General features: G+C 70.9%; 18 protein-coding genes. 10 read left to right on the forward strand and 8 right to left on the reverse strand.

The genetic code is table 11. The annotated features are described in order from the left end of the window. Positions 1 to 1,665 carry a SulP family inorganic anion transporter gene (locus tag EDD29_RS26275; protein WP_123666958.1) on the forward strand — a complete coding sequence of 555 codons (1,665 nt, stop codon included), beginning with the start codon at positions 1 to 3 and terminating at the stop codon, positions 1,663 to 1,665. Positions 1,666 to 2,004: 339 nt separating this feature from the next. On the opposite strand, the gene EDD29_RS26280 is transcribed toward EDD29_RS26275, so the two are convergent. After that, the gene (locus EDD29_RS26280) at positions 2,005 to 3,804 is read right to left on the reverse strand and encodes an alkyl/aryl-sulfatase (RefSeq protein WP_211360343.1); all 1,800 of its coding nucleotides are present in this window, start codon (positions 3,802 to 3,804) and stop codon (positions 2,005 to 2,007) included. 225 nt (positions 3,805 to 4,029) lie between these two features. Next, entirely contained in the window at positions 4,030 to 5,709 is a 1,680-nt protein-coding gene (locus EDD29_RS26285; protein ID WP_123670695.1) for a SulP family inorganic anion transporter, read from the reverse strand. A gap of 712 nt (positions 5,710 to 6,421) precedes the next feature. On the opposite strand from EDD29_RS26285, the gene EDD29_RS26290 reads away from it, so the two are divergent. Beyond that, positions 6,422 to 6,901, forward strand: a complete 480-nt coding sequence (locus EDD29_RS26290) for an RICIN domain-containing protein (RefSeq protein ID WP_123666959.1) — start codon at positions 6,422 to 6,424, stop codon at positions 6,899 to 6,901. A gap of 537 nt (positions 6,902 to 7,438) precedes the next feature. Here the strand turns inward: EDD29_RS26290 and EDD29_RS26295 are convergent. Then, the gene (locus EDD29_RS26295) at positions 7,439 to 7,957 is read right to left on the reverse strand and encodes a hypothetical protein (protein WP_148086103.1); all 519 of its coding nucleotides are present in this window, start codon (positions 7,955 to 7,957) and stop codon (positions 7,439 to 7,441) included. A 228-nt stretch (positions 7,958 to 8,185) separates the two neighbouring features. Here EDD29_RS26295 and EDD29_RS26300 point away from each other — a divergent pair, with 228 nt between their 5' ends. The 7 genes from EDD29_RS26300 (at position 8,186) to EDD29_RS26330 (ending at position 14,909) form a co-directional block, all read left to right on the forward strand. Beyond that, the gene (locus EDD29_RS26300) at positions 8,186 to 8,830 is read left to right on the forward strand and encodes a YwqG family protein (RefSeq protein WP_211359907.1); all 645 of its coding nucleotides are present in this window, start codon (positions 8,186 to 8,188) and stop codon (positions 8,828 to 8,830) included. A gap of 219 nt (positions 8,831 to 9,049) precedes the next feature. After that, positions 9,050 to 9,877, forward strand: coding sequence for an MMPL family transporter (locus EDD29_RS26305; RefSeq protein WP_211359908.1), 828 nt, complete (start codon positions 9,050 to 9,052; stop codon positions 9,875 to 9,877). Between the two features lie 870 nt (positions 9,878 to 10,747). After that, on the forward strand, positions 10,748 to 11,044 hold the full coding sequence (locus tag EDD29_RS26310; RefSeq protein WP_123666962.1) for a hypothetical protein: 297 nt from the start codon (positions 10,748 to 10,750) through the stop codon (positions 11,042 to 11,044). A gap of 110 nt (positions 11,045 to 11,154) precedes the next feature. Continuing rightward, positions 11,155 to 12,675 (forward strand): AMP-binding protein, encoded by a 1,521-nt coding sequence (locus EDD29_RS26315; protein WP_123666963.1) that lies wholly within the window; start codon positions 11,155 to 11,157, stop codon positions 12,673 to 12,675. A 31-nt stretch (positions 12,676 to 12,706) separates the two neighbouring features. After that, complete coding sequence (locus EDD29_RS26320; protein ID WP_123666964.1) at positions 12,707 to 13,228, forward strand: hypothetical protein; 522 nt, start codon at positions 12,707 to 12,709, stop codon at positions 13,226 to 13,228. Between the two features lie 35 nt (positions 13,229 to 13,263). Beyond that, positions 13,264 to 13,704 (forward strand): DUF8189 domain-containing protein, encoded by a 441-nt coding sequence (locus EDD29_RS26325; protein ID WP_123666965.1) that lies wholly within the window; start codon positions 13,264 to 13,266, stop codon positions 13,702 to 13,704. A gap of 392 nt (positions 13,705 to 14,096) precedes the next feature. Beyond that, positions 14,097 to 14,909 (forward strand): S-methyl-5'-thioadenosine phosphorylase, encoded by an 813-nt coding sequence (locus EDD29_RS26330; protein ID WP_123666966.1) that lies wholly within the window; start codon positions 14,097 to 14,099, stop codon positions 14,907 to 14,909. Here EDD29_RS26330 and EDD29_RS26335 read toward each other — a convergent pair. Next, positions 14,860 to 15,273 (reverse strand): hypothetical protein, encoded by a 414-nt coding sequence (locus EDD29_RS26335; protein WP_211359909.1) that lies wholly within the window; start codon positions 15,271 to 15,273, stop codon positions 14,860 to 14,862. The two genes, EDD29_RS26330 and EDD29_RS26335, sit on opposite strands and share 50 nt — an antisense overlap. After that, positions 15,273 to 16,400 carry a molybdopterin-dependent oxidoreductase gene (locus EDD29_RS26340; RefSeq protein ID WP_246053034.1) on the reverse strand — a complete coding sequence of 376 codons (1,128 nt, stop codon included), beginning with the start codon at positions 16,398 to 16,400 and terminating at the stop codon, positions 15,273 to 15,275. The genes EDD29_RS26335 and EDD29_RS26340 overlap by 1 nt, the downstream gene beginning before the upstream one ends. A 112-nt stretch (positions 16,401 to 16,512) precedes the next feature. Between EDD29_RS26340 and EDD29_RS26345 the strand changes: the two genes are divergently transcribed. Continuing rightward, positions 16,513 to 17,892, forward strand: coding sequence for a glycosyltransferase 87 family protein (locus EDD29_RS26345; protein WP_170201583.1), 1,380 nt, complete (start codon positions 16,513 to 16,515; stop codon positions 17,890 to 17,892). Here the strand turns inward: EDD29_RS26345 and EDD29_RS26350 are convergent. The 3 genes from EDD29_RS26350 to EDD29_RS26360 form a co-directional block, all read right to left on the reverse strand. Continuing rightward, positions 17,834 to 18,496: a methyltransferase domain-containing protein gene (locus EDD29_RS26350; protein ID WP_123666968.1), complete on the reverse strand. Its 663-nt coding sequence runs from the start codon at positions 18,494 to 18,496 to the stop codon at positions 17,834 to 17,836. The two genes, EDD29_RS26345 and EDD29_RS26350, sit on opposite strands and share 59 nt — an antisense overlap. Further along, on the reverse strand, positions 18,493 to 19,785 hold the full coding sequence (locus EDD29_RS26355; RefSeq protein WP_123666969.1) for a glycosyltransferase family 2 protein: 1,293 nt from the start codon (positions 19,783 to 19,785) through the stop codon (positions 18,493 to 18,495). The genes EDD29_RS26350 and EDD29_RS26355 overlap by 4 nt, the downstream gene beginning before the upstream one ends. A 189-nt stretch (positions 19,786 to 19,974) precedes the next feature. Continuing rightward, the gene (locus tag EDD29_RS26360) at positions 19,975 to 21,027 is read right to left on the reverse strand and encodes an NAD-dependent epimerase/dehydratase family protein (RefSeq protein ID WP_123666970.1); all 1,053 of its coding nucleotides are present in this window, start codon (positions 21,025 to 21,027) and stop codon (positions 19,975 to 19,977) included. Between the last annotated feature and the right edge of the window lie 598 nt (positions 21,028 to 21,625).

Genomic DNA, 21,625 nt, shown 5'->3' on the forward strand with positions numbered 1-21,625 from the left:
ATGGCGCTACCCGGGTACGTGACCCTTCGCCGGTACCGGCGGCGTTGGCTGCGCGGGGACGTCCTGGCGGCGCTGTCGCTGTGGGCGGTGGTGATTCCCCAAGGCTTCGCCTATGCGCAGCTCGCCGGGTTGCCCGCGCAGGCGGGTCTGTACACCGCGTTCGGCGCGATGCTCGGGTACGCGGTGCTCGGTCCGACGCGGGGGCTGAACGTGGGGCCGGAGTCGTCGGTGGCGATCGTGGTCGCGAGCGTCTCGGCTTCGCTGGCCGGGACGGATCCGGCCCGGCATGTGGCCGTCGCGTCGATGCTGGCGTTCATGGTCGCGTGCTGGCTGCTGGTGGGCTACCTGGTGCGGGCCTCGGTGTTGATGCGGTTGCTGTCGACCCCGGTGCTCACCGGATATCTGGCGGGCTCCGCCCTGATCATCGTGCTGAGCCAGCTGGGCAAGGTGACCGGGATCGACGCAGGCACGGGACACGCGCTGGTCAAGGGAGTACGCGTCCTGACCTGCCTGGGCGACGTGAGCTGGCCCGCGGTGGCCTGCGCGGGTCTCACGGCTCTGGTCCTGCTGGTCCTGCGGCGTTTCGCGCCGCGGCTGCCGGGGCCGCTGATCGCGCTCGCTCTGGCGACCGGCATCGTTGCCCTCGCGGGGCTGGACGATGTCCTGAGCGTTCTGGGTACCGTGCCCGGCGGGCTGCCGTTGCCGCACCTGCCCGACGTGGGCGCCTCCGACGTCGTCGCGCTGCTGGGCCCGTCGGCCAGCATCGCGCTGCTGGTGTACGCGGGCACCGTGCTGACGTCACGCGCACTCGAGGCGGCCAAGGGCCGTGACGCCGACGCGCGGCAGGAGTTCCTCGGGCTGGGGGCCGCCAGCGCCGTCTCCGGGTTGTTCGGGGGCTTCCCGCCGAACGGCAGCACCTCGCGCAGCATGCTGCTGGCCTCCTCCGGCGCCCGCACCCAGCTGGCCGGGGTCGTCGCGGCCGGGGCCGTCGCGCTGACGTCGGCGGCGCTGCTTCCGCTGGTGCGGGATCTGCCGCACGCGGCGCTCGGCGCGCTCATCATCGTCACCGCGGTCGGTCTCTTCGACGTGGCCGAGTTCCGGCGGCTGTGGCGGCTGCGCCGCTCCGACCTGGTGATGGCCGCCGTCACCGCGGCGGGCGTCCTGGTGCTGGGCGTGTTGGCGGGCATCGTGGTGGGGGTCGTGGTGTCGCTGCTGGAGGTGCTGCGGCGCTCGATCATGCCTTACACCGCGGTCCTGGGCCGGACAGGTGAGAGCGAGGCCTACCGCGACATCACCAACTTCACCGACGCCGAGACGCTCCCCGGTCTGGTCGTCTACCGGTTCGACGCGCCGCTGTACTTCGCCAACGCCGACACCCTGCGTGAGGACCTGCGCCGTCTGGTCCAGGAGGCCGACCCGCCGGTCCGGCTCGTGGTCGTCAACGCCGAGGCCATGTACGACATGGACACCACCGGCGTCGAAGTCCTGCACCGGGTCCTGGACGACCTGGAGGAGTACGGCACGCGCCTCGCCCTGGCCCGGGTCCGCACCCCGCTGCGGACGCTGCTGCGGGAGACCGGGCTGGAGGAGCGCATCGGCGCCGACCACCTCCATCTGCGGGTCATCGACGCCGTCAACTCCTTCCGCAGAGGGAACATCGCATGACCGCTAGGCCCTGGTCGCGCCCGCGTCGATCACGCGCCCTCGGGTCGTCTCCACGACGACCGGAGTGCCTTGGGGCAGCACGGTCTCCAGGCGGGTGAGCAGGTCGTCGACCGGCGGCGGCGAGCAGGTCGGCCAGGCCGGGTGTGGTGCGGCCGGAGATCTGGTCGTTGTCCATGAGGTGGTAGGAGCCCGGCACGGCGAGGGAGGCCAGGAGCCCGATGGCGACGACCGCGGTCGCGCCGCCCAGGACGAACCAGCCCGCCCCGGTCCAGCATCGGCGCTCCTTCAGGTGGCGGCGCCCGCCGCGTTCGTCGCGGCGGGCGGGCAGGTGAGGGACCGTCAGGGTGTGACGATGTCGAAGTCCCGGTCGCCTTCGTCCAGCAGTCCCTTCAGGGTGGTGAGGGCGCCGGTGTCTCCTGAGGTCTGGAGTCCGGCGAGGTCGCCGTTCGCCACCAGGCCGAGCAGTTGCGGCTTGGTGAGGGTCACCATGAGGTCTGCGGCGGTGCCGTCGTGTGCCTTGGTCTGGGTGAGGACGCCGTTGGCCAGGCTGGTCCGGATCTCCTGTTTCACGTCGGTGAGGTTCCAGTCGATCGACAGGCGGGTGTCCCAGGCGCGGGGGCCGTTGACCCGGATGGCCACGGAGTCGAAGACCTGCTCGACGCTCAGCGCTCCGACGACGTCGGGGCTGGAGGTGTCGAGCGTGTTCGGCGGCTTGTGCCCGCGCAGTTCGGCGGCGCCCTGCAGGTAGAAGTTCCGCCAGGTGCCGTTCTCGCAGCCGTGGCCGAGCCGGTCGTAGACCGTCGCGAGCATCTCGCGGGCGGCGGTGCCGGACGGTTCGGCGAACACCGCGTAGTTGAGCAGCTGGGCGGCCCACCTCAGGTCACCGGCCTCGACCGCCTCCTCGGCCTGGTCGAGGACGGCCTTGACGCCGCCCATCGCCCGCACGTGCCTGCGCGCCGACTCCTCCGGGGGCAGTTCCCACAGGTGCGCGGGATTGCCGTCGAACCAGCCCATGTACCGCTGGTAGATCGCCTTGACGTTGTGGGAGACCGAACCGTAGTAGCCGCACGCGTGCCAGGCCCGCGCGAGCGCCGGCGGGAGCTCCATCATCTCGGCGATCTCCACGCCGGTGTAGCCCTGGTTGAGCAGCCGGAGCGTCTGGTCGTGCAGGTAGCCGTACAGGTCCCGCTGCAGTGACAGGAACTCCGTCAGCTCCTGCGTCCCCCAGGTGGGCCAGTGGTGCGAGGCGAACAGGACGTCGGAGTCGGCCGCGAACATCTCGATCGCCTCGGTCAGGTACCGCGCCCACACCCGCGGGTCGCGCACCAGCGCGCCGCGCAGCGTCAGCACGTTGTGCAGGGTGTGGGTGGCGTTCTCCGCCATACACAGTGCCCGGTGCTCGGGCAGGAGGAAGTTCATCTCCGCCGGGGCCTCGGTGCCCGGTGTGAGCTGGAAGACGATCCGGACACCGTCGACCGTCTCGTCCTGACCCGTCTCGGTGATCAGGAGCGTCGGCTCGATCAGCGAGATCATGCCCGTGGACGTGGTCTGGCCGAGCCCCGCGCCGACCTGGCCGTCACCGCCCCGCGACAGCTCGGCCCCGTACATGTAGATCGCCCGCCGGTTCATCGCGGTCCCGGCGTAGACGTTCTCCGAGACCGCGTGCTCCAGGAACCCCGCCGGAGCGATGATCGGGATGTCGGCCCCCTCCGGCACGACCCCGCGCACCCCGCCGAAGTGGTCGGCGTGCGAGTGGGTGTAGATCACCCCGGTCACCGGCCGGTCGCCCCGGTGCTCCCGGTACAGCGCGATCGCGGCCTGCGCGCACTCGACCGACAGCAGCGGGTCGACGACGACGACGCCCCTCTCGCCCTCGATGAACGTCACGTTCGACAGATCGAACCCGCGCACCTGGTAGATCCCGTGGGCGACCTGGAACAGGCCGTGCTTCGCGGTGAGCTGCGACTGCCTCCACAGACTCGGATTCACCGTCTCAGGACAGGCCCCGTCCAGAAAGTCATAGGACCCGAAGTCCCACACGACCCGGCCGCCGGCATCCTTGATCGTCTTGTCTGACGTCGTCCCCACGAACCCCTTTTCCGCGTTCTCGAAGTCGGTCCGGTCCTTCATCGACGGCATCGCGTCCACAGCAGCTCCTCGATCCGATCAGGCCCTGCCATGCAGATTTCCGCCATCGCCCCAGCCCAAGGCCATCGCGAGGCAAACGGAGCGCCCACGCGGTGGGAGCGGCAACCCGATCACGCGTTTCCTTCGGAAAAGGCGAGCACGCGCGCAGCGGCGACGACGGCGACGCCCCGCCCGGAGGAGCATGAGCGCCGCAAGCCGCGGGTACTTGCCGGGCGCTCACGTCTCGTCGGGTCGCAAGACGGCGGCGACGGTCTCGTCAACGGTCCGCCGGGCGCGCTCCCGTCCGTCCGCCTCGCCGATCACATCACGGACCTGGCCGACATCGTGCGCAACGGCGAACGCGGCATTCGTCCTGCCGAGGTCGGTGCGCAGGCCGGCGAGCATCTCGGCGGCGGTCACGTCCACGAACGGAATGACTCCGGCATCCAGGACGACGGCGTACACGTCGTCACGGGCTCCGATGGCGCGGACGGCGGAGCGGATCCTGTCGGCGTTGGCGAAGAACAGCCCTCCCTCGACCCGGACGACCACCACGCCGGGCACCGTCTCCGCCTCAGGATTGCGATCCCGGTCCACCCAGGCTCCGCCGGGGAGCCGGCCGAGTTCGGTGAGATTCGGTCTGGACGCCCGGTAGAGCAGCAGGACCAGGGAGACGCCGATGCCGAGGAACAGGCCGGGCAGGGTATCGAACACGAGAACGCCCAAGAGAGCGGCGAGCGCGGCGAGGAAGTCGGCGCGGGCGGCGGGCCCGTAGATCTGTCCGAGCCGACTCGTCCAGATCCGGTAGAGACGGGCCAGAGCGGGGAAGTCGAGGAGGTCGACGACGGCGGCGATGACGATCGCGGCCAGCGTCGCCTCCGGCAGGCTCTCGAACAGGCCGGTCAGGAACAGCAGGGTGACGACGGTGAGGGCGGCGGCGGTCAACCCGGACACCTGTGACCGCGCCCCTGCCCCTCCGTTCACCGCCGTCTTCGACAAGCTCCCGTTCACCGGCATCCCCGAGCAGAATCCGGCGCCCACGTTCGCCGCCCCCAGCCCCAGCAGCTCCCGGTTCGCGTCGACGTCGTACCCGGCCTTCGCGGCATAGGTCTTCGCCGCGCCGAGCCCCTCGGCGAACCCGACCAGCGCGACGCCGACCGCGCCGCCCGCCAGCGCAAGGTATTCCCCGATAGGCAGATGGGGAAGGGCGAGCGAGGGAAGCCCACTGGTGATGTGGCCGACCAGCCCGACACCATGGCTTTTGAGATCGAACGGCACCGCCGCGGTGACCCCCAGGGCGGCGGCGACCAAAGCGGCCGGGACCAGAGGCAGCCATCGCTTGAGCGCGAGGACGAGCACCAGGGACAGGAGGCCGACCGCCGTCGTCCAGGCGTTCGCCTGCCCCAGATGGGTGACCAGGCTCCAGATCTGCTCGAAGAAGTCGCCTTCGCCCTTGGGCACACCGAACAGCTTCGGTAGCTGGCCCGCGAGGATCGTGAGCGCGAGGCCGACGATGAAGCCCTTCAACACGGGTTCGGAGATGAACCCGGACAGGAAACCCAGCCGGGCGAGCCCCGCGAGGACCGCGACGGCACCGGTGACGACGGCGAGCGCGGCGGTGAGCGCCGCAAAGCCACCACCTCCTCCCGACACGCCGCCCACGACGGCCGCCGACAGAGCCGCCGTCGCCGACATCGGCCCGACCACCAGATGCCGGGAACTGCCGAAAAGCGCGTAGAGCAGCAGCGCGGCCGGTGCCGCATATAGGCCGACGACCGGATCGACACCGGCAATCGTCGCGTACGCCAGGGACTCCGGCACCAGCACCGCCCACACCGTCAGCCCGGCAACGACATCGCCGCGCAGCCAGGAACGCCGGTAACCGCGCAGAGAAACCGGAGTCCAGAGACCGCCCATCAGACCGGCGCGCCCGCGCACCGGCTGGGCAGCACGCCCGCATCCCCCGTCAGAGAGGCACTGCGCTGTCGCTCGACTCGGTTGCCCATGTCTTCCTTCAGCAGATAGGGAGCAGGTCGTTCGGACCGCGGGTAGGCATGCCGGGCCCCGGATCTCAGCACGAAGGACGCAGAAGAGGGTGCCCCCCTCTCAACCCGAGTGACACCAAGCCCAGGTCGAAGATCGGCAAGGCGGACGATCGGCAGGGAGGCAAGACTCCGCAACAAAATCGCTTTGGTCGACTTCGACCATGCGTTGCCCCAGCCGACCACCGCAGCCGTGCCTCCAGGGGGAAGGGCATGGTGTGCGAGGACTGTGACCCGTGATGAAGGCCCGCGCTGTGCGGTCCGGGCTGGTCGGGGCGTCTGCTCTGTTGCGAATCCGGCGGTAACTCAGAGTGGCTGTCCTCGTTCTGGACATCCGCGCACTTCCCGCCGCCCCGCGAGAGCTGCCGATAACGAAGCGTTGATCCCTCAGCCATCGAGAACCAACACAAACCACGGATATCCGCTGCGTACGCTCCGTTACCACCGAATATGAAGCAGAGCCTCTAGCTGAATAGACCCGGAGTCCGGGACAGAAAACGGGACATTCCTCCCTGCCGCCTCCCGGGGTACGCCTTTAGGTTCGGTTCTGTTCGGGGGACGGAGCAGGGTCGAAAGGGGCCAGAACAATGGGACGGGTCTTCGGGCGGGTGCTGGGTGCGCTGCTGATGGCGTCGGGAGCGGTGGCGGCGACCGCGCCGCCCGCCGCGGCCGACCCGCTGAAATTCACGCTCGTGAACACGATGACGTGGGACTGCCTGGACGGCACGACCTTCCACGTACAGGCCACACCATGCGACCAGCGGTACGCACAGATTTGGTACTTGCAGGGATGGAGTTCGACCGCTTTGCAGCTCGTCAACAGCGCTTCGTCCGGCGAGCGTTGCATGTACGCGCCGATCGAGGCGCACGGCGCGCTCGTGGAGACCGCACCGTGCGTTCTCCCCACTTCGAGGCAATGGACGCTGGTTGGGGCGGGTGGCCCCGGCGATTTCGAGATCCGGCCGAACGGGAGCACGTCCTTGTGCGTGTCGCAGGCCGACACCATCGTGTTCCTCGAGACCTGCTCAGGCTGGCGCCGTCAGCGGTGGACCACCCGAGACTTCTGACGACCCAGCCGTGAAGATGCGCCTCCACGCCCGCGGGGAAGCACCACCGGTGCGAGGCCAGGGGGACTGGTCCTCGGATCGTGCCGAGGTCGAGGACGAGACGGCTGTCTGCGGTGCGTGCTGGAGCGGTGAGCGTGCTCCCTCACGGACCGCGTCACCGCATCGGTCTGCGGCCGCCGTCGACGCCTGGACCTGCCCCGACCGAACGTGGTCCGGCCGCGTTCTGCAGGCCGCGCGGCGTCAGGAGTCGGCCAAGTCCGGCGGGCCGCCCAGCACCGACGGCGCGGCCCACCTCGGATCCGCACAGGACGTCGTCTAGCAACTCCCCTGCGAGAGCCCCCGATCAGCAAGACGAGCCGACAGCCGGGCTCGGGACAACGGCCCCGCCGTCACGGTCATGACCGGCCACCGTCAGGGCGCGGGTGTCTCTCTGGCGTTCATCTGCCTCGGATGCCGGGTCAGGGCCTGTCGTAGACGGTGACGGCGAGGCCTTGGCCGAGGAGTTCGCCGGTCCTCCTGGCTCGGCTACAGCAGTGATCATCGTGGCCGGGGCTGCACCGCGGCGGAGGAATCGGGCGAACTCGCGTTGATGCCCGGCCGCTCGCCCCATTCGAAGGAGGCCAGCACCACGACATGGTTGGCGATGCGCAAGCGGATCATGTCCATCGTGACCGGTGAGATCTCGTCTGCGGCTCTCCTGCGCCGCAGGGTCGGCCAGAAAAGATCGGCGGAGGTCAGCGGTGCAGGTGGAGGAATGAGCCAGAAGGCGCTGGCCTCCCGCGGGACGACGTCGATGTCATCCGGGACGGAGCGGATGAAGGTCGATCTTGCCAAGCTCCCGGCCATCACCACGCCCAACCGACCGCGCCCGGCAAGCTGAGCCGACGCACCATGGGCTGCCTGGATAAATGATTCCACCGACGAGGCCTCACCCTGTGCGACCCGGTCGTTGCCGGCCACCCGCTCGGCGCGCAGGCGTGCGGCGTCGATGATGCCGGACGCCTTCTGGAGCTCCGTTATCCGCGGCAAGACTTCAAGATCCTTCCCGAGCGCCAACCCCACCCACACCTCACCGGCAACGACTTAGCCCACGATCTCGCACGGTTGTTCCCCAACCCCCGGGTCCGGTGGTGAAGGAGGGTGCCGCCGTGGAGGCCCCGTGGAGAGCTTGGCTCGATCGTGGCGTCGGTGGCTGACCGGGCGATAGCGAAACCTCGTTCGCGATGTCGCGTGCGAGGGCGCCTTGTCCCCCGACCTGTCACAGGCGGCCGGTAGCCTCTCGATGTGCAGGCAGCGCTGATGATCTATGACGGCCCCGCGCCGGCCGATTCCAACGTCCCGCGTACCGGGGGCGTGCCACTGGCTCCGGCCGGATTCGCCTGGCCCGTGTGCGGCTGCGGAGGCCCGCTGCAGTTCTTCGCCCATCTCCCCGCCGAGGGCGCTGTCCTGTCGGTGTTCGTGTGCCAGAACAACCCTGGCGCGTGCGAATTCTGGGAGGCGACCTCCAGCGCGAGCCGGGTCTACCTGTTTCCCCAAGAAGGACTGCTGCCAGTGGCCGTGCCCGAGGCGGGCGTGACGCTGCTTCCCGCCACCTCGGCCATCCGCACTCATATCGTCACGATCGACCCCGAGGAGGCCGACGACGACGGGATCGAGCCCGACGCGTACGACCTCGCACGCTCGGGATGGAAAAGAGAACCCGAAGACCGATTCGGAAAGCAGCGCGAAGTGCTCGGGTCGCTCGGAGGCAGCCCTTCCTACCTTGAGGACGACCGACTACCCGTGTGCCCCTCCTGCACCGCCACGATGGAATTTGCGGCACACCTGGAGGAGGGGATGTCCGCGGAGACGGCGATGAACCTCGGCGGTCAGCTGGGCTACGTCTTCGTCTGCCGCGCTTGCCGCGAGGGATCTTTCCTCACGGGCTGAGGGCCACCGGCGAGCCGGCCATGTTGCCGAACCACACGGCGAGCCCTCGCAGGAGAGGGTCGGAGGACGTGCCGAGCAGGATGTCCCGGGGAGCCTTGCGCCATCACTGGCTGCGGGTCTGCCGCTGGTAGTCGGCGTGCGGTCCGAGGCCGACCTCGGCGCGCCACTCGTCCAGCCGCTCAGATCTGCGATCTCCTGCGGTCCGGCCACCCATACCGGGTGATCACCGACGCGAGGCCGGTGGACTCCGCCGGGGCCGTCTCGGGCGCGGCGAAGGTCCGCGGAGTGGCCTCGGTGGGCGCACCCGTGATCTCCGCCGACGGCCGGACCGCCAGGATCGACGCCGTCCTCGCCGATCCGCCCGACTCCGAGGCCGCCAAGGACACCGTCGACCGCCTCAGGAACGCTTTCCACGGCACAGGCGCCCTGGTCGGCGGCCAGACCGCGACCACCCTCGACGTCGAACGGGCCTCCCATCACGACAACCTGGTCGTGCCCCCGCTGATCCTCGTGGTCGTCCTCGCGGTGCTGGTCCTGCTGCTGCGGGCCGTAGTCGCCCCGATCCTGCTGGCCGCGAGCGTGGTCCTCTCCTTCGCCGCGGCGATGGGCGCGGCCGGGCTGCTGATGCAGCTCCTCGGGCATCCGCACTTCATACCGTCGCTGCCGCTCTACGGGTTCCTGTTCCTTGTCACCCTCGGCATCGACTACACGATCTTCCTGATGACCAGGGCACGGGAGGAAGTCGCCGTCCGGGGCCACCGTCAGGGCGTCCTGACCGCCCTGACGGTCACCGGCGGGGTGATCACCAGCGCCGGGATCGTGCTGGCGGCCACCTTCGCCACCCTGATCACCCTGCCGATCGTGATGGCCCTCCAGATCGGCGCGATCGTGGCCATCGGCGTCCTGCTCGACACCCTCGTGGTCCGGACGCTCCTCATCCCCGCCCTGATCATCGACGTGGGAGACCGCGTGTGGTGGCCCGGCAGAAGGAACGCCAGGCCGCCTGCGGAACGCCTCAGCCGCGACGCCGTCGACCTTGTGGGATAAGGGCCGGGACGCCCCAGTGCGTCCCGGCTACCAGGCCAGGCCCCGGCCATCGGCGAAGCTCATGGTTCTGGAATTGGCGGCCACCGGATTGCTGCGGTCGTAGGGCTCACCGACCCAGGGGGCGAGTTCCAGCGAGGCACGCAGTTCCAGGTAGCCCTCAAGACCTCCGCTGTACGCCTGAAGTGGATCCCGCTTTCTCGCGGGACAGCGTTATCTCACCCTGGGTGTCCCAATCGGGCCACTGCGTTGTGGACGACGGGGTTCTTTCGAATTCTGGAGGGCTGGCGGCCCCCTCCACCGAAAGGCGGTCCTTGTGGGTCCGTCAGATCCCAAGATCAGAGATGCTTCACTCGGCCTCGCCGGCCACCTGGGCGAACTGGTCCGCGCGGCCGAACCGCTCAACCGCACTGCGCGCGGTCTCGATTCCTGGTGACTCGCGGTGGTTCCGAAGCTGCTGCGGCCCCAGCATCCGGAGCCTGCGCCCGAGGGCATGCCGATGATCGAGGTGCCGACCGGCCTCGACGCGAAGCGGTTCGATGAGTGGCTCGCTCGCTGGACACGTTGGGCCGAGTCGGAAACCGCACGGCAACGCCGAGAGAGCCTCCGGCGAGAACTCGCGGCCGCCGCCCGGCAGTTGGAGGTTCCGGCAATTCGAAGTCGGCGGTACCTGACGAAACATCTCCAGGCCCTCCTCTTAGAGAGGACGCTTTCCGCAAGTAGCCGGAGTGTCTGAAATCAGTGGCCGAGAGGCAAGATCAGACCGGCTATCCGTGGTGCGTGGTGTGTCGTAGAAGGATTCCTGAGAGTTGCGGTTCTGCCCCTACCGCAGCGTTCTGGAGGGAATCCGATGAGCAGAGCACGTCGTCTCCGATGTGCCGCTGTTGTGGCGGTCCTCGCCCTGCTGGGGTCTTCGGGCTGTCGAGCGCCGCGTTCGCCGACACCGTCGTCGCGCAGGGCTCCTTCACCGAGTACGAGATGTCGGCGACGTCCGCGCTGCCCGGCGCGCCCGTCACCTTCACGTTCACCGCCCGCCTCAATCTCCTCGGCCTCGGCGCGCTCCCCGCCTCGGCCACCCGCACCACCAGCACCCCCGCCGACCCGACGGCAGGGAACGACACGCACACCGCCAACTGCACGGCGCTCACCTCGCTCATCATCACCTGCTGACCCCAGTCCCGGGGTCCGCACCGTCGCACGGCGCGGAGCCCCCGGCCGAACGAGATCAGAAGTGGGCATCGAGAACTCGGTGCCCGAGGACATTGGAAGAGGAGATCGGTATGGCGTTCCGCACGTATGTGGAGTCGGTGCTCGGCGGGCTGGCGCCGGAGGGACCCGTGCTGGTGGCGGACGGCGTCCGGTTCGACGCGGTGGAGTTCCGCGCGCTGGTGTACCGGATGGCGCGGGCGCTCTGGCTGCGCGGGGTGCACAGGGGCGTCACGGTGACGCTGCTGTCGGGGAACCTGGCGGAGGCGATCGCCGCCCGGTACGCGGTCAACCTGCTCGGCGCGCACTACAACCACCTCTACAACCGGCTCGCGCCGGATGTTCAGGCCAGGATGATGCGGGACGTGGAGACCACCGTCCTGATCGTCGACCCGAACCTGGCCGAGCGGGTCGCACGGCTGGCCGAGCTCGCGCCGGTGAAACTGGTGCTGGTGCTCGGGCCGGCCGGCGACGGCGCGCCCGGCGAGGATCTGCTCGCGCTCGCCGCGGAGCAGGACGACGCCCCGCATCCGAGTCTCGCCGAGCCCGGCGACCTGTGCTTCATCCGCCACTCCGGCGGCACCACCGGCCACCCCAAGGGCGTGCGCAGCACCTTCGAGCGGACGGCCTTCGACCCGCGGATGACCGCCATGTTCGCCGGGGACGCGCCCCGCGACCTGGTGTGCACCCCGATCTCCCACGCCGCCGGGTTCCTCGCCGACTTCGCCCTCGCCGCGGGCGGCACGGTCCATCTGCACTACACCTTCGACCCGGCCGAGATCCTCGCGACGATCGAACGCGAGCGGATCACCCACATGATGCTGCTGTCCCCGCTGCTCTACCAGCTCCTCGACCACCCCGGCACGGCCGACACCTCCAGCCTGAAGCAGATCACCTACGGCGGCACCCCGTCCTCACCCGTCCGGATCGCGCAGGCCGTCCGCCGGTTCGGCCGGATCTTCCAGCACGGCTACGGCCAGTTCGAAGCGGGCGCGATCAGCGTGCTGCCCGCCGCCGAGCACGACCCCGACGATCTCGACGTCCTGCGCACCGCCGGACGCCTCGTGCCCGGCGTCAAGGTCGAGATCCGCGACACCGACGGCAAGCCGCTGCCGTCCGGCGAGGTCGGCGAGATCTGCGCGCGCGGACCCCAGATGATGGAGGGCTACTGGAAGGACCCCGAGCTCACCGCCACCACCCTCGTCGACGGCTGGATCCTCACCGGCGACCTCGGCCGCCTCGACGCGGGCGGCTACCTCACCGTCGTCGACCGGGCCAAGGACATGATCGCCGTCGTCGGCGGCCATGTGTACACCACCGAACTCGAGGAATTCCTCTCCACCCACCACGATGTCCGGCACAGCGCCGTCTACGGCGTCCGCGGCGAGGACGGCATCGAACGCGTCCACATCACGGTCGTGCTCGCTCCCGGTTCCTCCACCACGGCCGACGACCTGCGCGCCCTGATCCGCGACGGCCGCGGCCCCATGTACGAACCCGACCACGTCGACCTCACAGACGCGATCCCCCTCACCGACGCCGGCAAGCCCGACAAGAAGGAGCTCCGCCGCCGCGCCGGCCACCACACCCCCTGAGTTCCCGGTCCATTCCTGAAGGGAGATCTCCATGAAGAGCATCTCTGCCGGACTGTCCGCACTGGTCCTGGTGGGAGCGGCGGTGGTCGCCGTGGCGAGTCCCGCCGCCGCGCTCACCCTGGTGAACTGCGTCGGGACGACCACCGTCGCGTTCTCGCCCGGCATCACCAACACCAGCCAGACCGTCGCCGTCAGCGGCTCCGATGAAGCAACGACCTGCCTCAGCCTCACCCACCCCGGTCTGACCAGCTTCTCCGGCCCGTTCTCCGGCACCGCCACCCAGTCCTGCACCACCTTCTTCGGCGGCGGATCCGGCACCGAGACCCTGCACTGGAACGACTCCACCACCAGCACCTGGAACTACACCAACAGCTTCTCCAACATCAACGGCACCAAAGTCGGCACCTCCACCGGCACCATCTCCACCGGCACCCTCGCGGGCGCCTCCGTCACCCAGACCATCACCTTCGCCAACCTCGACCTGACGGCCTGCACCACCACCGGCCTCACCGAACTCAACGGCACCGACACCTGGACCTTCACCGCACTCTGACCGCAACGCGACACCTCGGCAAGAAGGAGTCCCCCATGAGCTGGACCGAGATCCCCGGTGGCATGCTTACCACCCTGCCGCCCGCCGCCGTCCTCACCACCGACGGCACCCTGTACGCCTTCGTCGTCGGCCAGGACCAGGCCGTCTACGTCAACAAGAAGACCGGCGGCGCCTGGGCGACGTCCTGGACCAAGATCCCGGGCGGCCAGACCAAGTGCGGACCGGCCGCCGCCGTCAACTCCCTCGGCACCCCCAGCGTGATCATCACCGGCCTGGACGGGAAGTTCTACCAGACCTACCTCAACGACGACGGCACCTGGAACGCCTGGGAGTCCCCGGACGGCGGCACCGGCTCCTCCCCCGCATCCGTGGCCCGTCGCCGCCGGCACCCGCCAGATGTCCTACGTGTTCGCCGGCAACAACAAGCACATCTACACCGACACCACCACCTACGCGGTCGCCCTCTGACCGGGTAGGAGCACGGAAGCCTGTCCCGGTTTCCTGCACTGGACATGGTTTGACCGGTTGGAGTGAGGCACCCCCCGTTGGCCACGCCGGCACTGCACTCGCCCCTGCTCGTCCTTGTTACGGCGGCGTTCGTGACGGGGTCGGCCTGGACGTGTCGATCAACACGTTCGGGACCTATCAGCGGCGGGAGATACGCGCCGGGATGCAGTCGCGGACGTCCACCCCAGAAGCCCGGTGGAGATCCCGGAACCGCCCGTCGGGCCGGGGTAACTGGTCCGGACGGTCATCACCGGTTCAGAATGCGGCCATGGATGCCCGTTCTTCGCGAGTCCGCCTGGGCGGCGCTGATGTACGTGGACTTTAGTGTGCCTCCTTCGGGGGGGTCCATGAGAGGGGTGCGATGCGGGCCGAGGTCGGGGTCATCGGCGGTTCGGGGTTGTACGGGCTGATGGACGGCGTGGAAGAGATGGTCGTGGAGACGCCCTACGGGCCGCCGAGCGACATGGTGGCGATCGGGGAGGTCGGCGGCCGGGGTGTGGCGTTCCTGCCGCGGCACGGTAGGGAGCATGGGGTGCCGCCGCACCGGATCAACTACCGGGCCAACCTTTGGGCGCTGCGGTCGCTGGGCGTGTCGCAGGTGCTGGGCCCGTGCGCGGTCGGCGGGCTGCGCGCCGAGTTCGGCGGCGGCACGCTGGTAGTGCCGGACCAGCTCGTCGACCGGACGAGCGGCCGCGTGCAGACCTTCTACGACGGGCTGCCCCTTTCGGATGGGACGGTTCCGCCGGTCTCGCACGTGTCGATGGCCGACCCCTATTGCCCGGCCGGCCGGGAAGCGGTGCTGTCCGCCGCGCGTGGCGCGGCGTGGGAGGCGGTCGACGGAGGCACGATGGTGGTCATCGAGGGTCCGCGGTTCTCCACGCGCGCCGAGTCGCGGTGGTTCGCCGCCAGCGGCTGGTCCGTCGTCGGGATGACCGGGCACCCGGAGGCCGTCCTGGCCCGTGAACTGGGCCTGTGCTACACATCGGTCAATCTGGTCACCGATCTCGACGCCGGGGTCGAGCACGGTGAGGGCGTCACCCAGGCTGAGGTGTTCGCGGCCTTCGGCCGGAACGTCGGGCGGATGCGGGACGTCCTGGTGGCGGCGGTCGTGCTCCTGCCGGAGGTCAGGGACTGCGTCTGCTCGCACGCGCTCGACGGGCTCGAAGGCGTCTGAGGAGTTCCACTGCGGCGACCGCCGCGGCGCAGCAGGCGAGCAGTGCCGCGAGGTTCCGCGTGTAGGGCAGCGGCAGCAGCGAGCCGTTGCCGTGGTCGTCGCCTTCTCGCAGCACGACGGGCAGGGCGACGGCGGTCAGCGCCGCCGCCACGACCATGCCGTATCGGACGGCCGTGTCGCGGGCGACCACCGCGCCGACCAGGGCGGTGAACGGCATCCACATGCCGTCGTGGACGACGACCGCTCCGATCGCCCAGGCGAGGACGCCCCACACGTCGATGATCGGATCGAGGAGCAGGCCGAAGGAGCCGAAGACGATGGCGGCGAGTCCAGCAATGAGCAGGGCGATCCTGATCCCGCGCATCACAGCCCTTCCAGCCGGTCGACCCATTTGGTCTGGAGCACGCCGGGCCGGTTCGGCGCGATGATCCGGGCCGGGTGGCCGTGGTCGGGTGCGAGGATCTCGCCGTTGACGCGCAGCGCGAGCAGGGTCAGCGGGTCGCGCGCGTACGTGGCGGCCATCTCGGTGACGCGGTAGTCGCCCTGCTGCTCCCGAGAGGTGACGCGCACCGTGGCGTCGTGGGCGATGCCGGCCCGGTCGAGGAGGTCGGAGAGGCGGATGCCGGTCCACGTGGCCATCGCGCTCCATCCCTCGACGCACGAGATCGGCAGCCGGACGGTGCGCTGGGGAAGCGCGGCGAGTTCGGCGAGGTCCAGGGCGAACGGGCGCGGCCCGTCGACGGACAGCCGCCAGTCCGCCGGGGTCGTCGTCGTTCCGGCCTGCGCGGCGGTCTTGTTGACCGGCAGGCCCTGCGGCCCGATGTCGGGGCGGCGCGGCGCCAGCAGGACGAGCCGCCGCAGCCACGGCACCGTCTGGCCGGCGGTCACCGCGGTCACCAGGCCGGTCGCGGCCGCCACGCTGAACAGGAAGCCGCGCCGGGCGGGCACGGCGGGAACCCGTGCGCGCCACCAGTTCGCCGCGATGAGCGGCGCTTTCGCGGCGAGGTGGACGAGCAGGCCGCCCGCCGCGATCCAGGCGAGCCAGAAGTGCGTCTGCCGGAACGGGAACGGCCACGGGTACCACTGCACGGCGTTCACCAGGCCGGTGCACAACTCCAGCAGCACCGCGGACACCAGGAGCGCGATGCCGGCGCGCTCCAGACCGTGCAGTACGCCCTGCACGGGCGGCCACGCGAACAGCCGCGGGTAGACCGTCCAGAGCTTCGCGCCGAGCAGCGGGATCATCGCCGTCCCGCTGATCACGTGAAGGCCCTGGGTGAAGCGATAGCCGTTGACCGGACGGCTGGGAAAGGGCAGGTGCCAGTCCTGCAGGGCGTGGCTGATCAGCCCGGTGACCAGGCAGACCACGAGCGCCGCGCCGAGCCAGCGACCGATGGCGACGGCGGTGCGCGGCTCGTGCAGCGGGGACGGGAACGCGCCCTCGCGCAGCGGACCGCGGCGCAGCGCGGTGGGCGGCGTGGGAATCCTCACGTTCTCATCGGATCACCGCGGCGGTGCACAGAAGTGAAATGGCGTTCCCGTGAAGTGCCAAGAGCCACCCATGATCGTGGATCCCGGGCCGGGTCGCTGGCAGGCTGGCCGGGTGAGCGCTCCAGACCGGCGTGCCGTGGCCGTCGTGCCGGTGTTGGTGGCCGCTCTCGTGCTCGCGCTCGCCCGGACCGTCACCGGCGGCGGGACGCTCGGGCACTCGGGCCCGCTCGACCTGTGGTATCCGGTCGACCTCGTGCTCTTCGGCTGTTCTGTCGCGGCGTTGCGGCGGGTGCGGCCGGGGCTCGTCACCGCGGCCGTCCTCGTCGGCTGCCTCGCGGTTCTGGCGACGGGCCTGCTCCGGCCGCCGCGGACCAGCGACGACGCCTACCGGTATCTGTGGGACGGCCGGGTCCAGGTCGCGGGTCTGTCGCCGTACGCCCACCCTCCGGACGACCCGAGGCTGGCGGCGCTTCGCGCGCGGGCCCCCGAACTGTTCCCGCCCGGCCCGGCATGCGAGGGCTGGGACCTGCGCCGTGCCCGGCCCGGCTTCTGCAGTCATGTGAACCGGCCGTCCGTGCCGACGATCTACCCGCCCGTCGCCCAGGGCTATTTCGTTGTGCTGTACGGGCTCGGCGGGCGGTTCGGCGTGCGCGCGGCACAGCTGGGCGGTGCGGTGTCGGCGCTCGTCCTGTGCGTTCTGCTGCTTCGGCTGCTGCCACCGGATCGGCGCTGGCAGGCGGCTCTGTGGGGCTGGTTCCCGGGTGTGGCGCTGTGGGCTGTGAACGACGCGCACGTCGACGTGCTGGGCGCTCTGCTCGCCGTCGCAGGCCTCGCCGCGACGGCCCGTGGCCGCCGGGCGGCGGGTGGGGCCCTGCTCGGCGCGGCCATCGCCACGAAGATCCTGCCCGCCCTGGCGGTCCCCGGGGCGATGTCGGGCGTCCTGGCCCGCAGGCCCCGGCCCGGAGACCTCGTCGTGCCCGGGACGGCGGCGGCCGTCTGCGCGCTCGTCTACCTGCCTTACGCGCTGATGTCGGGTAAGGGCGTGCTCGGATATCTCGGGGGCTACCTTGCGGAGGAAGGGTACGACTCGGAGGCTTCGGCCCGATTCGCGCTGATCCGCTTGGTCGTGCCGGACAGGTTCGCCGCGGGCGCGGCCGTAGTCGTCGTGGCAGCGGCCGTCCTGTACGTGCTGCGGAGCGGCGACGACAGGCGTCCCTGGCGAGGGGCGCTTCTGGTCTCCGGCGTCGCGCTGCTGGCGTTGACGCCGTCCTATCCCTGGTACGGACTGCTCATCGTCGCGCTCGTCGTCCTCGACGGCCGCTGGGAATGGCTGGCCGTGCCGGTGGCGGCGCAGATCTCCTACCTTCACTCCGGCTGGCCCCACGGCGTCGTCTTCGGGACCGCGGCCGTCGTGGTCGCGGCGGGCCAGGCGGTCAGGACCGGAAGGCGGCGAAGCATCGCCCATGGATCGACCAGCGCTCCACTTCGGTGAGACCGCAGGCTGCTGCGTGGCGGGCCGCCGCGTCCGGGCCGAGCCGAGCCCAGGCGAAGGTCGGGCCGCACCGCCCGGTGCCGTCCTCGACCTGGACCGTGAGGCATTCGTCGACGTCATCGGCCTCCACCTCGGCGAGCAGGAGCCCGCCGGGGGCCAGCAGATCGGCGACCCGGCGGATCAACCGCGACGGATCTCCGCCGATGCCGATGTTGCCATCCGCGAGCAGGACCGAGGCCCAGCGCCCCTCGGCGGGCAGCGGATCGAAGACCGACCGGCGCACCGCCGCGCCGCCCCGGGCCCGGGCCAGCGCGACCGCCGCCGAGGCGATGTCGACGCCCAGCGCAGGGACACCGAGGGCGAGCAGCGCGGCGACGAGCCGACCGGGGCCGCACCCGACGTCCAGGGCAGGGCCTCCCTCGTCGCGCGAGCGCTCCAGCAGCCCCAGATCCGCCGACTCGGCCGGGCCGAACCACCGTGCGACGTCCAGCGGGTGGGTTCGGCCGCTTTGCTCGCGCAGCCACAACGGTTCCGTGCCCGAGGCGACGGCCGCGGTGAACGGGTCGTCACCGGACCACGCAGGAAGCGCCGCGCGTCCGCTCATCGCGTGACACCGGCGAACTCACGCCAGCGGGCGGCGAAGTGGGTCTCGGGAGCCGTCCGGGCCACAGCCGCCGCGGTCCGCGCGGTGTCGACGTCGGTGAGCACCGGTAGGCGGCGCACACGCAGACCGGCCGCCGTCATCCGGTCCAGCAGGATCGCGCCCGTCCGGCAGGTCGACATGGGAATGCCCAGCAGCAGCGGTGGGGCCGCGCGGGGGTCGGCAAGGCCGAGGGCCCAGAAGCCGCCGTCCTCGGCGGGCCCGAACCAGGCATCCGCCCCGCGCCGGGCCGCCGGGGCCAGCGGTGCCGCGATGTCCTCGCCGCGGATCTGCGGGGTGTCCATGCCGACCAGGAGGGCAGGAGCTCCGTCGGCCGCGGCGTCGAACGCCGCGGCCAGCCGCATGTCGAGGCTTCCGGAAGACTGCGTGGCCACCTGCCAGTCTGGCGGCGTCCAGGGGCCCGGCCTGCCGTCGAGCACCAGGATCCGGCGACCCGCCGGCACCGTGCCGAGGACGGAGAGGGTGTCGGAGAGGGCGGCCTCGGCCAGAGTGGCCGCCTGCTCGGGCGTGTATGGAGGCGTCAGGCGGGTCTTCACCCGTCCGGGCCGGGGTTCCTTGGCGATGACCAGCAGGGTGGGAAGGGGCGCGGCCAGGACCGTGCGCATGTCGGTGACGGCCTGGCGGGTGCCGCGCAGCGTACCGGTGACCTTCGACCTGCCTTTGCGGGGACGGTAGTCGACCGAGGTCTCGGCGATCCGCATTCCTGCGGCGGAAGCGGCCAAGACCATCTCCAGCGGATAGCCCGACCGCCGGTCGCCCAGGCCGAGCGCGAGCAGGCGGGCGCGGCGGGCCGCGCGCATCGGGCCGAGATCGTGCAGGGGCGCCCCCGTCCGGGCGCGCAGACGCCGAGCGAGCTCCGCGTTGGCGAGCCGGGCGTGCACCGGCCACGCGCCGCGTGAGACGGGCTGCCGCCAGGCCAGGACGAGATCGGCCTCGTCCCGCGCGACCGGCCCGACGACCCGGTCCAGCTGGGCGGGGTCCAGTGACCCGTCGCAGTCCAGGAAGCAGACGATCTCGGCGGTGGCGGCCAGGAGGCCGGCGTGGCAGGCCGCTCCGAATCCGCGCCGGGGTTCATGGACCACGTGCGCACCGAGCCGCCGGGCGATCGCCGCGGAGCCGTCGGTCGAACCGTTGTCCACCACGATCGCCCGCCAGCCCGCGGGGACACGCGCCAGTACCCACGGCAGAGCGTCCGCCTCGTCCAGGCAGGGCAGCACCACGTCGACGCTCATACGTCTCACGCTATAGACGAGATCGCCAAGGGCCGGTCCGGAAGCCGCCACGGAGCCCCGTCGGCGGGCTACGCCCTACCCGCCCTTCCATTCGATAGAGCACGGTTTCGGGAAGGAAAGGGTCTGATCGTGATCGCCGGAAGCGGGGCCGAGGTCCCCGCCCGCGCCGGGGCTCCGCGGTCCAGGCGGTCACTCACCGCGCAGGGGTTCCCGCGCGAACGCGCGGACGCCCTCTTCGAACGGAGTCCGCGCGCGCCACCCCAGCTCGCGCCGGAGCCGGGCCGAGTCCGCGGTGATGTGCCGGACGTCGCCCAGCCGGTACTCACCCGTCACCACAGGCGCCGGCCCGCCCCAGGCGCCGGCGAGCGCCGCGGCCATCTCCCCGATGGTGCGCACGGTGCCGCTTCCGACGTTGTAGCGCCGGACCGATCCCTCGGGCAACTCCCCGACCGCGTCGATGGCCGCCATGTTCGCGCCCGCGACATCGGTGACGTGCACGAAGTCGCGGCGCTGCGCCCCGTCCTCGAACACCCTCGGCGCCTCACCGCGCGCGAGCGCGGACCGGAACAGCGACGCGACGCCCGCGTACGGCGTGTCCTTCGGCATCCCCGGCCCGTACACGTTGTGGTATCGCAACACCAGCGCCCGCCCTCCCGAAGCCCGTGCCCATGCCGCAGCCAGATGCTCCTGCGCGACCTTCGAGGCGGCATAGACGTTCCGTGGGTCGAGTGGGGCGTCCTCCCCGACCAGAGCGGATATCAGGGGCCTGCCGCAGTGCGGGCACGGCGGCTCGAACCGGCCCGCGTCGAGATCGGCGCGGGCCCTCGGTCCCGGCGCGACCGCGCCGTGCCGGGAGCACAGGTACCGGCCCTCTCCGTAGACGACCATCGATCCGGCCAGGACGAGATCGGTGACCCTCTTTCTCGCCATCGCCGACAGGAGCACCGCCGTGCCGAGGTCGTTGCAGCCGACGTAGTCGGGCGCGTCCTCCAGATCCAGGCCGAGCCCGACCATCGCGGCCTGGTGGCACACCACGTCGACGCCGTCCAGGGCCGACTCGACAACGGTGGCGTCCCGGACGTCCCCGAGCCGGAACTCGGCACCGGGCGGGCCGCAGGTCGTCTCCGGATGCACGGCCGGCAGGAGAGCGTCCAGCACGCGGACCCTGTGTCCCCGTTCCACCAGCCGGGCGACGACGGCCGATCCGACGAATCCCGCACCACCCGTCACCAGAACATGCATGCCACGACGGTAGCCCCGAGCGTCCCGGTGCCCGACGCCTCCCAGACCGTGGAATGTCAAAGTCTCCTGCGTGGAGATCGCCCTGGTAACGCGGGTGTCATGGCGCATCGCCGCGATCGTGTACTCGCGCGGGCAGCCGTTTCTTTGCTGCTCCAAAGGCGGGCCTGCCGAGTTCCCGAAGGATTTCCGTGGGTGGCCAATCCGAGACGTCACGTGCTCCGAACAGAGGGTGTGAACGAAGCAGGGGCCCTATGGAGTGGTGCGCTCGGCGGTGTTGTGGCCGTCGCGGCGGCGGTCCTGCTCGCCGGGATCGCCCTGGTGATCGCGGTCGCGTCGGTTCTCGTCGGGCTGGCGGCCCGGCGCCGGCCCCGCCTCGGCGTGTGCGCCCTGGCCGCTTTCGCCATCGTGGGCGTGATCGCGTGCGCGACGCGTCCCGGTGCCTCTGCGTGGGACGTGCCTCCCACCTTCGTGGGCGCCTTGGTGGGGGCCGGTGTCCTGCTCACGCTGCGCGCCGCGGCCGTACCACCGAAGGACGGCTCGGTCACCGGCCGGGATGGTGCCGAAGTGCCAGGGAGCGGTCTGGTAGGGCGGCGGTTCG

The sequence above is a fragment of the Actinocorallia herbida genome (assembly GCF_003751225.1).
GTDB lineage: Bacteria > Actinomycetota > Actinomycetes > Streptosporangiales > Streptosporangiaceae > Actinocorallia > Actinocorallia herbida.

What these genes read in the sequence shown, in the direction of transcription:
- EDD29_RS26275 (WP_123666958.1), top strand. Translation starts at nt 1, where the DNA reads ATGGCGCTACCCGGGTACGTGACCCTTCGCCGGTACCGGCGGCGTTGG.
- EDD29_RS26280 (WP_211360343.1), bottom strand. Translation starts at nt 3,804, where the DNA reads ATGCCGTCGATGAAGGACCGGACCGACTTCGAGAACGCGGAAAAGGGG.
- EDD29_RS26285 (WP_123670695.1), bottom strand. Translation starts at nt 5,709, where the DNA reads ATGGGCGGTCTCTGGACTCCGGTTTCTCTGCGCGGTTACCGGCGTTCC.
- EDD29_RS26290 (WP_123666959.1), top strand. Translation starts at nt 6,422, where the DNA reads ATGGGACGGGTCTTCGGGCGGGTGCTGGGTGCGCTGCTGATGGCGTCG.
- EDD29_RS26310 (WP_123666962.1), top strand. Translation starts at nt 10,748, where the DNA reads ATGTGCCGCTGTTGTGGCGGTCCTCGCCCTGCTGGGGTCTTCGGGCTG.
- EDD29_RS26315 (WP_123666963.1), top strand. Translation starts at nt 11,155, where the DNA reads ATGGCGTTCCGCACGTATGTGGAGTCGGTGCTCGGCGGGCTGGCGCCG.
- EDD29_RS26320 (WP_123666964.1), top strand. Translation starts at nt 12,707, where the DNA reads ATGAAGAGCATCTCTGCCGGACTGTCCGCACTGGTCCTGGTGGGAGCG.
- EDD29_RS26325 (WP_123666965.1), top strand. Translation starts at nt 13,264, where the DNA reads ATGAGCTGGACCGAGATCCCCGGTGGCATGCTTACCACCCTGCCGCCC.
- EDD29_RS26330 (WP_123666966.1), top strand. Translation starts at nt 14,097, where the DNA reads ATGCGGGCCGAGGTCGGGGTCATCGGCGGTTCGGGGTTGTACGGGCTG.
- EDD29_RS26335 (WP_211359909.1), bottom strand. Translation starts at nt 15,273, where the DNA reads ATGCGCGGGATCAGGATCGCCCTGCTCATTGCTGGACTCGCCGCCATC.
- EDD29_RS26350 (WP_123666968.1), bottom strand. Translation starts at nt 18,496, where the DNA reads ATGAGCGGACGCGCGGCGCTTCCTGCGTGGTCCGGTGACGACCCGTTC.
- EDD29_RS26355 (WP_123666969.1), bottom strand. Translation starts at nt 19,785, where the DNA reads ATGAGCGTCGACGTGGTGCTGCCCTGCCTGGACGAGGCGGACGCTCTG.
- EDD29_RS26360 (WP_123666970.1), bottom strand. Translation starts at nt 21,027, where the DNA reads ATGCATGTTCTGGTGACGGGTGGTGCGGGATTCGTCGGATCGGCCGTC.